Raw genomic sequence first — 14,724 nt, forward strand, 5'->3', positions numbered from 1 at the left:
CAAAGTGATTGCCGTGAGTTTCCTCACGTGCACGCACTGTGTACGGCCAGGTGCGGATTGGCATGGTCCTGGCAAGATCGCATGACTGCTTGATCACGGAGCCTGTGTGACCGCAGGCTGAGGGAGGAACTTGCTGTGCTGAGCACGCGAATGGCACGTGTTGTTGCCGTTCTGACGGTAGTGGTAGCGCTGATATCCACGGAGGCAACGCACGCAATCGCAGTGCCGATCCGACCCAAAGCCATAGAGGCGGCGGCGACCGCACAGACCGCCCAGGGCAAGCCGAAGCCCCTCACGCCCGAGAAGGCGATGACCGCCAAGCAGCGCGCGGCGCAGGTCCAGCGAGATGAACAGCTCGCGGTGGCGCGCCCTGCTCTACGACACAGCGAACCGGTGCAGAAGGCGCTGAGCAGTGCTACGGACGAGAGCCGTGACTCGGTTCTGACCGCTGAAGGCGAGCTCAAGCTCTCCACGGAGGCGGCTCCGGCTGCGGCCGCAGCCGACCCGGTCTTCGAGGGAGCCCTCTGGGGATCCACGTACATCGTCAACGACGAGTCCCAGCTGGATCCCGCCGGGGTGGCGACGGTGTTGAAGGCCAACGCACCGGTCAGTCCGCAGGTCTACCCGAACTACCGGCCGGGACGGACGACGTGGTACGTGGAAGCGGGCTGGACGGAGACGTCCAGCATCCCGCCGGTCATGCTGCGTATGCAGCTGTACCGGGCGTCGGACAACCAACTGGTGGCCACCCGGCTGACGAGCAGGGACACCGCCGCCAGCGCCGAGACCAGCAGTCTGTGCATGAGCTGGGTCGTGGGGAGCGCGCCGAAGACATGCGTCTGGTCACTTCGCGACGGGCTGCTCGTGGGGAAGGCGGGTACGGCCTACTACGCAAAGCTCTCCTACGCGACGGAGATGACCAACCACTTTTACCAGGTTCCGAATCAGACGAAGCCGACCTACCGCGAGTACTGGCTGCCGACCAAGTGGACCACGGCGGTCACTTCTCCCGCTGCCCCGGCCGTCTACACACCTGGCATCAATGAGGGCCTGTCAGGCCAGTGCACCTGCTGGTTCCAGACACTCATCGCAGACCCCGTGAACACGGCCACAGGCGCGGTCACAGAAACCGTCACCGACGCACTCGTGCCCGGCAAAGGCCTCCCTCTGACCCTTTCCCGGTCCCACTCGTCGGCCGCGACCGATACGGGCGGGCTGCTGGGCAAGGGATGGAAACTGCCATACGAATCCGGCTTGACCGTGGCCGCCAGTAGCGTGACCTTGGTCGAACCAGACGGCGCCAAGGTCGCATTCGCCAAACAGAGCGACGGTACGTTCACGGCGCCCAAGCCGGTTCGCTACGTGCTGACCCAGACGAGCAGTGGCTTCACGGTGACCAATGCCGATCACACGAGCCGCGTCTTCAACTCCTCGGGCCGGTTGACCGGTTGGCTCGACGGCGCCGGGCAAGGGTTGGCGCTCAGCTATTCCGACGCCAGGCTTACGAAGATCACTGATGCCGCCGGTCGGGACACGTCATTTGATGTCGATGCGACAACGGGCCGACTCAACTCCGTGACGCTTTCTGACGGCCGCAAGGTGGCGTATGGCTACGAGGCCGGACAGTTGGCGACAGTTACTGGCACCGACGATGGCGTCACCCGGTACACGTACACCGGCGGGCGGCTAGCCACGGTTGTCGACCCCAGAGGCAACACCGTCACCCAGAACACCTACGACGAGACCACGGGGCGCATCCTCCGCCAGATCGATGCCAACGGCGGCACGTTCAGCTTCGCCTGGAAACCCGCCGCGGACGCACCGGCCGGCTCAGGCGAGTCGAATGTGACCGACGCGGCGGGAGGCATCTGGACGGACATCTACGAGGCCGGCGTCCTCATGCGCAGCTACCGTCCGGAGGGCGGCGGTACCGACCGGACCTACGACCAGAACCTCAACCCCACGACGGAGTACGACTCCAACTCCAACAAGTTCTCGCGGACGTTCGACGCCCGGGGCAATATCGCCTCCCAGGTGGCGGGCGGGGTGACGGAGAAGTTCGTCTTCGACACCTCCGACCGCATCAAGTCCGTGACGAACGGCCGTGGTTACAGCACGTCGTATGAGTACGACGGCAGCGGCGACCGAGTAAAGGCCATCACGGGTCCGGCAGGCGCCACGGCGTACACCCACACAGTCGGCGGACAGGTAGAGACGGAGACCGCGCCAGGTGGTGGCGTTACCCGCTACAGCTACACCGGCGCAGGGCTCGTGGATTCGGTAACCACACCGGAAGGCAGCAAGACGACCTACGCGTATGACGCCGCCCACCGGTTGAAAACCGAGACGGATCCGCGGGGAAACGTGGAGGGGGCCAACCCCGCCGAGTACACCACGAGCTACGAGTACGACGCCCAAGGGCGCCTGTGGAAGGTCACAGATCCGGAGCGCCAGACCACCGCATACGGCTACGACGCCAACGGCAACGTGAAGACTGTCACCGACGCTCTGGGCCAGGTCACCGCGTACGAGTACAACAAGTCGAACCAGCCGACCAAGGTCACCGGCCCTGACGGCAAGTACACCACCACGGAGTACGACGCCCGAGGCAACCAGACGGCTGCCGTGGACGAAACCGGTGGCCGGACAACCTACGGCTACGACGGTGCCGGCCGCCTCTCATCGATGACGACGCCGCGTGGCAACGTCGCCGGTGCCGATGCGGCGAAGTACACCACCACGTACGGATACGACGACAACGGCAACCTCATCAAGACCGTCGACCCGACAGGCGCCGCGACCAGCACCACGTACGACGCCTTCGACCGGCCCCTCAAGCTCACCGACCCACTGGGTCGCGCCACGACCACCGCCTACGACGCCAACGGCAACGTCGCCCAGGTCACCGACCCGCTGAGCAAGGTCACCAAGTACACCTACACAACCGCCGACCTGCTCCTGACGGAGACCGACCCGCTGGGCAAGGTCACGACCTACGGGTACAACACTGCGGGCAACCGCACCTCGGTAACCACACCGCTCGGCTACAAGACGACGTACGCCTACGACGGCGACGGCCGTCAAGTGAAGATGGTCAGCGCCCGCGGCAATGTCTCCGGTGCCGACCCGGCGAAGTACACCTGGACCACCGGCTACGACGCCGCTGGCAACCCGAACAGCCTGACGGACCCCTTGGGTGATGTTGCGAAGAGGGCCTACGACGCGCTCGGCAATGTCACCTCCGAAACCGACCCGGCGCAGCGCACTGTCGCCTACGACTACGACGCCCTCGGCCAACTCGCCTCGGTGACCGCGCCTGACGGCGGCAAGACCTCCTACGGATACGACCCGTCCGGCAACCTCACCCGGCGCACGGACCCCAACGAGCACGTCACCGACTACGGCTACGACGCCGCCCAGCAGCTGACTTCGGTCACCGACCCGCTCGGCCGCAAGACCTCATACGCCTACGACGCTGACGGAAACCGCACCAAGGAGACCACGCCCCGGGGGTCCACCAGCCAGACCTGGGACGCCCGAGGCCTGCTGACCAAGGTCGACTACTCCGACTCCACGCCGGACGTCACCTACCAGTACGACGCGGCCGGGCAGCTGACGCTGCGCAACAACGGCGTCCTCTCCGAGGACTTCGTCTACAACAGCGCCGGACAGCTCACCAAGACCCGCGGCTTTTCCTACACGTACGACGCCGCCGGCCAGATGCTCACCCGCAAGTACGCCGACGGCAACACCATCACCAACACCTACGACGCCGACGGCCGCACCGCCACCATGGTCGCCGACTCCACCGCCACCAACTACGCCTACAACCCCGAGGGAAACCTCACTCGCACCACACTCCCCAACACCCTCATCGAGGACCGTGCCTACGACACTGCTGGCCGATTGACGTCCGTCGCCTCCACGAAGGCCGGAGCGGTGATCACCAAGACCGCCCTCACCCTGTCGGCTGCCGGGCAGCCCACCCGCATCGACACCACTCGCACCGGAGTGGCCGCAGGCGGCTACGACCTCACTTACGACAATGCCGGGCGCATCACCGCCGGCTGCTTCCCCCAACAGGCGGTCAGCGGCTGCGCTGACACTCGTACCACCACCTACAGCTACGACAAGACGGGTAACCGGCTCTCCGCGACGCTGGGCACGAGGAACACCAGCTACAGCTACGACGCAGCCGACCAACTCATATCGTCGACCACCGGCGCCACGACCACCGACTACGGCTACGACGGTGAGGGCAACCAGACCAAGGCCGGGGCCAACACCTACACCTACGACCTGGCCAGGCAGATGTCCGCCGCCAATGTCGGCGGTATTGCTTACGCCTACCAGCACGACGCCGAGGGCAACCTGGTCACCACCAGCCAGGCCGGCGCCCTGACCAAGCGCACCGAGTGGGACCCCAACGCCCCGCTGCCGGTCTTGGCCACCGAGTACGACGGCGCCGGGGCGGTCCAGCAGTCCTACCGTTATGACCCGCTCGGCCAGGTCGCCTCCGCCAAGACCGGCGCCGGCAAGGTGTTCACCTATACCCACGACGCCTTGGGCTCGCCCCTCGACGTCACCGGCAGCACCGGCACGGTCCACCAGCGATGGACCTACGATCCCTTCGGCACCCGGGTCCGCAGCACCCTAGCCACCGGCGCCCCGGACTCCGCCCCCTCCTACGCAGGCGCCTACTTCGACACGACGACCAGCTACCTCGACCTGCGGGCCCGCCAGTACGACACGGCCACGGGCCGCTTCACCCGCCCCGACCCGCTCACCCCCGACACGGACACGCCCTACACGCAGCCGTACGCCTACGTGGAGAACATGCCCACCAGCCGCGTCGATCCGAGCGGCCTGTGCAGCGTCACCACGCAGATGAAGGACCTGTTCTCGGGCAACTGGGGCTGGAACAACAACTGCGCGAAGGAGGACCGCGAAACCGCAACGAAGCCCCCGGCGGTCCAGTCGGCGAAGAACCTCTCCGACAACGTGACCAAGGGAGCGATCGAGGCCGCGGGCCAGGCAGGCCTCGGCGTCGTCGACGGGCTGACCCTCGGCTTGTTCAGCTCCCTCAGCGGAGCCCAGATCACCTGCCCGCCGGCGTACAACGTCGGCCTGTACGGCAGTATGTTGCCGTTCCCGATCGGAGGCGGAGAGTGGGCGGCTGGTCGACTGGGGCTCGACGGCATCAAAAGGACCGTGGCCTCGGGCGAGATCTATGCCTTCAATGCACGTTTCGGAGGTGGGGTGCTGCTGCATGGTTCCCCGGAGAGCACGGCCATCAATGCCAGTCGCTACCATAGTCTTTGGGAGAAGGCAGCCGTCTACATCCGCGACATTGCTGGCTCGCACATGTTCGACAACGGCAACAAGCGCACCGCGCAAGCGGTGGTAGAGGAATTGCTGGATCGAAACGTGATTATTCCGGGACCATCATCAGGTGAGATCCGCAGAGTCATCAGCAGCGTCGCCACGGGCGGGCTGTCCAGTGTGGAAGAGATAGCGAGGGCTCTCCGTGGATTCTGACCCCGAATCCGAGATGCGCCTTCTCGGCGTGCTCGCTTCCCTGGGGCGCCGCGGTCTCGTCGCCATGATGAAGGTAGACGGTGAGCGACGCGAGCCTGATGCCCAAAAATGGACGTTCGTGGTAACTGGTAGCTTCCTGAACGCTGCTCCGATTCGCGTTGACGCCGCGTCTCCAGAAGCCTGCATGGAGGAAGCTCTGCGGATTCTGCGGGAACGAGGTATAGAACTCAGCTGACGTGTCCCGCTTCCTGCGGGATGGTGCAGGGCCCGCCCGGTGCTACGAAGCTGATCACAGGGGAACATCAGAGAGCGGTGGCAGCCGCCGAAGCCGGTGGCTGCCACCGTTGGTTTGAGGGCAGATCACGAGAAGTCGGCAGAGAAGTGGAGAGCGAGTTCTGGATCCCCAAGAGCCCGAGGAGTATCGCGAACCTACGCGAGGGTAGTCGGGCCTGTCCTACTTGTCGGTGAAGTTCACATCGGCCTTCGCGCGAGAGGGGTCTGAAAGGCCCGTCAGCGGGCTGGTCTTGCTAGGCGACGCACGAGAAGCGTGGCCATGGAAAGCTATTTGGCATTCTCTGAACAGACGCGCAGGTCCTCGTAGTTCTTTGACTGCCGGCGACACCGTCCCAGCCAGGCGAATGTCCTCCAGCGCCCAAGCACCCGGTCAGGTAACGGGAGCGGTGACCGCAGCACACAAGACTCCGTGCCGTTGACTGAGGTGTTCAACGTCTCAACTCATTCGCGCAGGAGCCTTGTTGGTTGCCTACCCTGCCGCACTCGACCTGCCTTACGCCCTGGTCCAGTGGGTCACCATGCTCATCATCACCCGGGAGGGTGACCGCGCTGCAAGCTCCCGCCGCACCAGCGCGCCCTGGTCGGCCTGGTGTACCTGCGGCGGCACGACACCCGCGCGCAGCTCGCGGCCGGCTTCGGTGTCTCCGTCGGTACCGCCCACGCCTGCACGGCAGCCGTCATCGCCTTGCTCGCCGACCGCGCGCCCAGACTTCTTCGTTCCCTGCGCGAAGCCGACCCCGACTACATCCTGCTGGACGGCACTCTCGCGGGGTGCGACCGGGTCGGCGGCAGCCGGGCCGACTTCTCCCACAAACAGCGTCGGCACGGGGTGAACGTGCAGGTGGTGACCGACCCGACGGGTCGGCTGCTGTGGATCTCGCCTGTCCTGCCCGGTTGTGCTCACGACCTGACCGCGAGCCGGGACCCATTGGATCATCCGGATCTGTGAACGCCAGGGCGTCCCGGTCCTCGCAGACCGCACCTACCTGGGGGCCAGCCCGCGGGTGATTACACCCCTCAGACGCCTGCCAGGCCGCGACCTCACACCCACCCAGCAGACCGTCAACCGCGCGCTGTCCGCGGCGCTGGCACCTGTCGAGCGCGGCGTCGCACGACTGAAGTCCTGGCTGCCTCCTCCGCAGCGGACTACGCCACGCTAGGAAACCAGAGCCCACCCCGCGAGTCGGGAGGAGCCACTCACTCAGGCAACGGCCGAACCCGTACGGTCCGCTCCCGGGCTGTCAGCCCCTCAGACCCACTCCACCTCAGAGTGGACACTAGAAGAGTGTCCAGACAGCGGCTGAGGCGTTCTCGGCACCTCCCGCACGATCCCCCGCCGCTCACTCCGAGCGCCAAGCACCCTCAGGACAACAGCCACCTCTTCCTCGCTACCGTCCCCGATGGCCCCTACGACGCGCCGCAACCCCTCACGCACGTCAGTGAGCGTGTCCGCCGCTCGCAGCGCCCTTGACCGTCAGCGGCAGCAGCTTCTTCCCCGTCGGTCCGATCTGAATTGTCGTGTCCATGGCAGGGCACACCCCGCAGTCGAAGCAAGGCGTCCACCGGCAGTCCTCGACCTCTGTCTCGTCGAGGGAGTCCTGCCAGTCCTCCCAGAGCCAGTCCTTGTCGAGGCCGGAGTCGAGGTGGTCCCAGGGGAGGACTTCCTCGTAGGTGCGCTCGCGGGTGGTGTACCAGTCGATGTCCACGCCGAAGGCGGGGAGGGTCTTCTCGGCGCAGGCCATCCAGCGGTCGTAGGAGAAGTGCTCGCGCCAGCCGTCGAAGCGGCCGCCGTCCTCGTAGACCGCGCGGATCACGGCGCCGATACGGCGGTCGCCGCGGGAGAGCAGGCCCTCGACGATGCCGGGCTTGCCGTCGTGGTAGCGGAAGCCGATGGAGCGGCCGTACTTCTTGTCGCCGCGGATCTTGTCGCGGAGCTTGGTGAGGCGGGCGTCCGTCTCCGCGGCGGAGAGCTGCGGGGCCCACTGGAACGGGGTGTGGGGCTTCGGGACGAAGCCGCCGATGGACACCGTGCAGCGGATGTCGTTCTGGCCGGAGACCTTGCGGCCCTCGGCGATGACGTTCATCGCCATGTCGGCGATCTGCAGGACGTCCTCGTCGGTCTCCGTCGGCAGGCCGCACATGAAGTACAGCTTCACCTGGCGCCAGCCGTTGCCGTAGGCGGTCGACACCGTCCGGATCAGGTCCTCTTCCGAGACCATCTTGTTGATGACCTTGCGCATGCGCTCCGAGCCGCCCTCGGGGGCGAAGGTCAGGCCCGAGCGGCGGCCGTTGCGCGTCAGCTCGTTCGCCAGGTCCACATTGAAGGCGTCCACGCGGGTGGAGGGGAGCGAGAGGCCGATCTTGTCCTCCTCGTACCGGTCCGCCAGGCCCTTCGCGATGTCGGCGATCTCCGAGTGGTCCGCGGAGGAGAGCGAGAGGAGGCCCACCTCCTCGAAGCCCGTTGCCTTCAGGCCCTTCTCCACCATGTCGCCGATGCCCGTGATCGAGCGCTCGCGCACCGGGCGGGTGATCATGCCCGCCTGGCAGAACCGGCAGCCACGCGTGCAGCCGCGGAAGATCTCCACCGACATGCGCTCGTGGACCGTCTCCGCGAGCGGGACGAGGGGCTGCTTGGGGTAGGGCCACTCGTCGAGGTCCATGACCGTGTGCTTGCTGATCCGCCACGGGACGCCCGACTTGTTCGGTACGACGCGCGCGATCCGTCCGTCGGCGAGGTACTCGACGTCGTAGAACGCCGGGATGTACACCGATCCCGTCTTGGCGAGGCGGAACAGCACCTCCTCGCGGCCGCCGGGCCTGCCCTCCGCCTTCCAGGCGCGGATGATGTCCGTCATGTCGAGCACGGCCTGCTCGCCGTCGCCGATGATCACCGCGTCGATGAAGTCGGCGATCGGCTCGGGATTGAAGGCCGCGTGGCCGCCGGCGAGGACGATCGGGTCGTCGAGCGTGCGGTCCTTCGACTCCAGCGGGATGCCGGCCAGGTCCAGCGCCGTCAGCATGTTCGTGTAGCCCAGCTCCGTGGAGAAGGACAGGCCGAAGACGTCGAAGGCCTTCACCGGCCGGTGGCTGTCCACCGTGAACTGCGGGACCTTGTGCTCCCGCATCAGCTCCTCGAGGTCCGGCCACACGCTGTAGGTGCGCTCGGCGAGCACGCCCTCGCGCTCGTTCAGTACCTCGTAGAGGATCATGACGCCCTGGTTGGGCAGCCCCACCTCGTACGCGTCGGGGTACATGAGCGCCCAGCGGACGTCGCAGGCGTCCCAGGGCTTGACCGTGGAGTTGAGTTCTCCGCCGACGTACTGGATCGGCTTCTGCACATGCGGGAGCAGAGCTTCGAGCTGCGGGAAGACCGATTCGGCTGGCATCTGGCGAACCTTCGTGAGCTGAGGGGGCGGACAGGGCGAGCTGACAGGGTGAGTCACACGGGTGACCATCCAGCCTAACGCGGCCCGAGGGACCCCTCGCACCGCCGTTCCACCACCCTGACCCCCACCGTGCGGACCGCCCGTCGATCCACCGCCCTGTCCCCCGTGCGGAGCGCCCGCCAATCCACCACCCTGTCCCCCGTGCGGACCGCCCGCCAATCCACCACCCTGCTCCCCACCGTGCGGACCGCCCGCCGATCCACCGTCCTGTCCCCCTTGCGGACCGCCTCCCGATCCAGCGCCCGACCGCACCCGCGTACGTGATCAGACCGCGGCCCGTTCCCCGATCTTCGCCCAGGCCTCCGGCAGCGCCGCCTCGGCCTCAGCCGCCCGCAGCTCCTCCCTCCCGTACAGCACCCCGTACGTGAAGGCGCTCTCGCCGGCCGCGTACGCCTCGGCTCCCAGTTCGAGAAGCGCCTCGCGGGCCATCACGCTGTCCTGGTGGTCGCCGAGCAGGCTCTGCAGGGACTTCATCGACTTGACCAGGTCGGCGGCCGGTTTGCCCAGGGCGGGGGCGGCGGCCTCGGCCGCGTACCGCGTGCGCTTGGCCTTCTTGCGGGCCTCGTGCATCGCGAAGTCGCGGTCGGCGCCGGAAGGGCGGTCGAGGGCCTCCGCGATCAGGTCGGAGACCTTCTTGAAGTCCTTGCGTACGGCCTTCGCGAGCACCGTCGACGGATCGCCCTCCGCCGCTTTGAGCAGCGGCGGATCCGCGACGAGCGCGTCGAGCGCGATCAGCAGGTCGAGGTAGCGCTTGCCGTCCAGTACGTCGATCAGCCGCTGCCGGGAGCCACCGCGGCGGGCATCCGACCAGGTGTTCAGACGGGCCGGGACGGGCCCGGAGACAAGGTTGCGCGGCAGCTCGTCGAGGGCCTGCGTCAGCCGCTCGGTGAGCACCTCCTGGTCGCGGTCGACGCCCAACTCGCCTGCCAGCCACTTCAGTTCGTCGCCGATCGGGTCGGTGACGGCGCGGTCGAGGATCTTGCCGTACGAGCGGAACGTGCTGCGCATCCGGCGGGTGGCGACCCGCATGCTGTGCACGGAGTCGTGGAGGTCGCGCCGGACGGCCGGGTCCAGCTCGATGATCGCGTCGCGCTGGGCGCAGACGTAGGCGAGGACGTGGTCGCCCGCGCTGACGGGCTCCTTCTCGGCGGCGGGTGCCCCGGGCTTCTTCTTGCCCTTGGCCTTCGGCGCGGTCTCCCCCAGCGCCTTCGCCAGCTTGGAGGCCGACGAGGAGCGGGCCAGGCCGGCCTTGCGGAGCTTCTTCTCGACCTTGTCGAGGAAGGCGGGGTCGCCGTCGTCCGCGAGCTCCACCTCGATCTCGGTCCACTCGGCGGTGCCCTTGCCGCCGCTGAGCCGCTCGGCGCGCACCCGGTCGAGGCTGACCTCGGCGAGCAGGGTTCCGGAGTCGTCGACGAGGTGGCGGATGTCGCGGGCCGAGCGCAGCCGTACGAGGGGGACGAGCTCGGCGTCGCGCACCCGGGAGCGGACGAGGCCGGTCAGCTCGTGGGGCAGGTCGTCGGAGAGCGGAGCCTGGATCTCGTCGCGTACGCCTTCGGAGACGGGGAGTTTGAGGTGCCAGCCGGCGTCGTCGCCACCGGTGCGGCGGCGCAGCGTGAGGGAGGCGGCCGCGAGCCGTTGGTCGGCCGTGTCGTAATAGGTGGCGTCGAGTTCGGCGACGCCCTTGTCGATGACGGATGCGACCCCCGCGACGCCCGTCAGTTCCGGCAGACCCGCGTCACCCTTGGCCGCGGGACCTTCGTATTTCCGCTCGATCTCGCGCTTTGTGTCCGCCATAGACCGAATCTAGACGCGATCGCGGCCCAGGGGCATCCCCCTTGTATGCGGAGTTGTTATCTGAGCCACATTTGCCGTTGTTTCCGGTGTCGCCTCGCGTTCCCGGAGGCGACACCGGAACGTCACCTACGCCGACATCGGTCGCTGCACCCTGATCGACTGCAACAGCCCCACAGCTACCCACACGGCGAACATGGATGAGCCGCCGTACGACACAAAGGGCAGTGGGAGCCCCGCGACCGGCATGATGCCGAGGGTCATGCCGATGTTCTCGAAGGACTGGAAGGCGAACCAGGCGATGATGCCGGCGGCGACGATCGTGCCGTACAGCTCGGTCGTCTCGCGGGCGATTCGGCAGGCGCGCCACAGGATGACGCCGAGGAGCACCAGGATCAGTCCGGCGCCCACGAAGCCGAGTTCCTCGCCCGCGACGGTGAAGACGAAGTCCGTCTGCTGTTCGGGGACGAACTGGCCGGTGGTCTGCGAGCCCTTGCCGAGGCCGGTGCCGAAGAGGCCGCCGGAACCGATGGCGATACGCGCCTGGTTGGTGTTGTAGCCGACGCCTGCCGGGTCGAGCTCGGGGTTGGCGAAGGCGGCGAAGCGGTTGATCTGGTACTCGTCGAGGATCTTGAGCTGCCAGACCGCGATCGCCCCGAGCGCGCCCGCGCCGAGCAGCCCGAACACCCAGCGGTTGGAGGCGCCGGAGGCGAGCAGCACGCCAAGGACGATGATGACCATGACCATGACCGAGCCCAGGTCGGGCATCAGCATGACGACCATCATCGGCACGGTGGCCAGGCCGAGCGCCTGGAGGACCGTGCGGTGGTCGGGGTAGGGCTTGTCGCCCGCGTCGACCCGGGCGGCGAGCAGCATCGCCATACCCAGGATGATCGTGATCTTCACGAACTCCGAGGGCTGGAGCGAGAAGCCGCCGCCGAGCACGATCCACGCGTGGGCGCCGTTGACCGTGGCGCCCAGCGGGGTCAGCACCGCGAGGATCAGGGCGACCGAGAGGCCGTACAGGATCGGGACGGCCGTGCGCAGGGTGCGGTGGCCGAGCCAGACCGTGCCGACCATCAGGCCGAAGCCGATGCCGGTGTTCATGAGGTGGCGGATGAGGAAGTAGTACGGGTCGCCCTGGTTGATCTCGGTGCGGTTGCGGGTCGCCGAGTAGACGAGGGCTGAGCCGATGACCGAGAGCGCGAGGGCCGAAAAGAGTATCGGCCAGTCGAGCCGGCGGGCCAGCGAGTCGCGCGCGAACAGCCGCGAGAGGCTGCCGCGTTCGGGTCCGTACCCGGAGACGGAGAAGTTGTTCGCGCCGGTCATGTGAGCAGTCTCCGATTCCCGGTCGTCCTGCGCCTGCCACACCCGCGGCCTCGGGCTCTGCGCCGTCGGGTGTCACGGTTCTCCGCCGACGGCGTGGAGACCGTCGCGCCCGGGAGCTGTCCGTCGATCCCGCCGAGCGCCTCGGTCTCGCTCGCCTGCTCCTTCTTCGGGTCGTACTTCTCGATCTTCGGGGCGTCGATCGAACCGTCGGTCTGGATCTTCGGCAGGCTCTTCTGCGGGGTGGGCAGCAGCGCCTTCTTGCTGTCGATCTTGCCGTCCTCGGAGACGCCGTAGAGCGCGTTGTAGATGTTGCGCACGGCGGGGCCCGAGGCGCCGGAACCCGTACCACCCTGGGAGATGGTCATGACGACCGTGTAGTCCTTGGTGTACGTGGCGAACCACGAGGTCGTCTGCTTGCCGTAGACCTCGGCCGTACCCGTCTTGGCGTGCATCGCGATCTCGTCCTGCGGCCAGCCGCCGAAGCGCCAGGCGGCCGTACCGCGGGTCGCGACTCCCGCGAGGGCTTCGTCTATTTCGTCGCGCGTCTTCGAGGTCATCGGCAGCTTGCCGTTCGCCTTCGGCTCGATCTCCTCGACGCTCTTGCCGTCGGCGCTGACGATGGCCTTGCCGACGGTGGGCTCGTACAGCGTGCCGCCGTTGGAGATCGCTCCGTAGATCGCGGCCATCTGGATCGGGGTGACGAGGGTGTCGCCCTGGCCGATGGAGTAGTTGACGGAGTCACCGGCGCGCATCTTGTTGCCTTCGAGGCAGTTCTCGTACGCGATCTGCTCGGCGTACGTGCCGCCCTTCTTGCCGTACTTGCACCAGGAGTCCTTGTTGGCCTCCCAGTAGCTTTCCTTCCACTGACGGTCGGGGATGCGCCCGGTGACCTCGTTCGGGAGGTCGATGCCGGTCTCCGCGCCGAGGCCGAACTGGTGGGCCGTCTTGTAGAACCAGTCGTTTGGGTTCTTCTTCGGGTCGATGCCGCCGTCCTTCTTCCACTCCTCGTGCGAGAGGCGGTAGAAGACGGTGTCGCAGGAGACCTCCAGGGCCTGGCCGAGGCTGATCGGTCCGTAGCCCTTGGACTCGAAGTTCTTGAAGGTCTGGCCGCCGATGGAGTACGAACTGGAGCACTCGTAGGGGCCGTTGAAGGAGTAGCCGGCGTTTATGGCGGCGGCCGTGGGGACGACCTTGAAGATCGAGCCGGGGGCCGACTGGCCCTGGATCGCGCGGTTGAGCAGCGGATAGTTGGAGTTCTTGCCGGTGAGCTGGGCGTAGTCCTTGCCGGAGATGCCGCCGACCCAGGCGTTCGGGTCGTACGTCGGGTTGGACGCCATGGCGACGACACGGCCGGTCTTGGCCTCCATCACCACGACGGCCCCGGAGTCCGCCTTGTAGTTCTCGCCGGTGTTCTTGTCGAACTGGGTACGGGCGACCTTCATCGCCTCGTTGAGCTCGTACTCGGCGACGCTCTGCACGCGGGCGTCGATGCTGGTGACGACGTTCGAACCGGGCTGGGCGGCGTCGCTCTCGGCCTGGCCGATGACACGGCCGAGGTTGTCGACCTCGTAGCGGGTGACGCCCGCCTTGCCGCGCAGCTCCTGGTCGTACTGGCGCTCGAGGCCCGAGCGGCCCACCTGGTCGGAGCGCAGATACGGCGAGTCGGTGTCCTCGGCCTTGGTGATCTCGTCGTCGGTGACGGGCGAGAGATAGCCGAGCACCTGGGCGGTGTTGGCCCCGCCGGGGGCTGCGTAGCGGCGTACGGCCTCGGGCTCGGCGCTGATGCCGGGGAAGTCCTCGGAGCGCTCGCGGATCTGCAGGGCCTGCCGGGCGGTGGCCTCGTCGGTGATGGGGATCGGCTGGTAGGGCGAGCCGTTCCAGCACGGCTGCGGCGTCTCGGCGTCGCAGAGGCGGACCTTCTCCATGACCTCCTGGGGCTTCATGCCCAGGACGCCGGCGAGCTTGGTGAGGACGGCCTCGCCGTCGTCCTTCATCTTCAGCAGGTCGGTGCGCGAGGCGGAGACCACGAGCCGGGTCTCGTTGTCGGCGATCGGCACCCCGCGGGCGTCGAGGATCGAGCCGCGTACGGCGGGAGAGACGACCTGCTGGACGTGGTTGCCGGAGGCCTCCTTGGCGTACTCGTCGCCGTTGCGGATCTGGAGATACCAGAGGCGTCCGCCGAGGGTGCCGAGGAGGGAGAGTACGAGAATCTGGATGACGACGAGTCGGATCTGGACCCTTGGGGTCCGACCGGTCTCGGGGATGTTGGTCACTGCTGCTGCCTCCCCCTCTCAGTGTGCGTACGAGTCATACGAGTACACGGTGA

Annotated in this window: 5 protein-coding genes and 1 pseudogene; 2 read left to right on the forward strand and 4 right to left on the reverse strand. The window is 67.3% G+C overall.

Features of this window, described 5'->3' with window-relative positions:
• Positions 1–222 precede the first annotated feature (222 nt).
• Positions 223–5,538 (forward strand): DUF6531 domain-containing protein, encoded by a 5,316-nt coding sequence (locus ACFVKT_RS17630; protein WP_385732360.1) that lies wholly within the window; start codon positions 223–225, stop codon positions 5,536–5,538.
• Between the two features lie 755 nt (positions 5,539–6,293).
• Positions 6,294–6,959, forward strand: a pseudogene (locus tag ACFVKT_RS17635) (transposase family protein); the annotation flags it as partial.
• 309 nt (positions 6,960–7,268) lie between these two features.
• On the opposite strand, the gene ACFVKT_RS17640 reads toward ACFVKT_RS17635, so the two are convergent.
• The 4 genes from ACFVKT_RS17640 to mrdA all read right to left on the reverse strand — a co-directional run bounded on the left by ACFVKT_RS17640 (position 7,269) and on the right by mrdA (position 14,671).
• On the reverse strand, positions 7,269–9,218 hold the full coding sequence (locus tag ACFVKT_RS17640) for a TIGR03960 family B12-binding radical SAM protein (RefSeq protein WP_385732362.1): 1,950 nt from the start codon (positions 9,216–9,218) through the stop codon (positions 7,269–7,271).
• Between the two features lie 324 nt (positions 9,219–9,542).
• Positions 9,543–11,072: a CHAD domain-containing protein gene (locus ACFVKT_RS17645; RefSeq protein WP_385732364.1), complete on the reverse strand. Its 1,530-nt coding sequence runs from the start codon at positions 11,070–11,072 to the stop codon at positions 9,543–9,545.
• Positions 11,073–11,198: 126 nt separating this feature from the next.
• Positions 11,199–12,398 carry a rod shape-determining protein RodA gene (gene rodA, locus ACFVKT_RS17650; protein WP_385732366.1) on the reverse strand — a complete coding sequence of 400 codons (1,200 nt, stop codon included), beginning with the start codon at positions 12,396–12,398 and terminating at the stop codon, positions 11,199–11,201.
• Positions 12,395–14,671, reverse strand: a complete 2,277-nt coding sequence (mrdA, locus tag ACFVKT_RS17655; RefSeq protein WP_385732368.1) for a penicillin-binding protein 2 — start codon at positions 14,669–14,671, stop codon at positions 12,395–12,397. Before mrdA ends, rodA begins: the two co-directional genes overlap by 4 nt.
• Positions 14,672–14,724: the final 53 nt, after the last annotated feature.

Source organism: Streptomyces sp. NPDC127595 (assembly GCF_042671685.1).
GTDB lineage: Bacteria > Actinomycetota > Actinomycetes > Streptomycetales > Streptomycetaceae > Streptomyces.

Bases quoted from the DNA above. Each gene is read 5' to 3' on its own strand.
- ACFVKT_RS17640 (WP_385732362.1), bottom strand. From the start codon at position 9,218: ATGCCAGCCGAATCGGTCTTCCCGCAGCTCGAAGCTCTGCTCCCGCAT.
- ACFVKT_RS17645 (WP_385732364.1), bottom strand. From the start codon at position 11,072: ATGGCGGACACAAAGCGCGAGATCGAGCGGAAATACGAAGGTCCCGCG.
- rodA (WP_385732366.1), bottom strand. From the start codon at position 12,398: ATGACCGGCGCGAACAACTTCTCCGTCTCCGGGTACGGACCCGAACGC.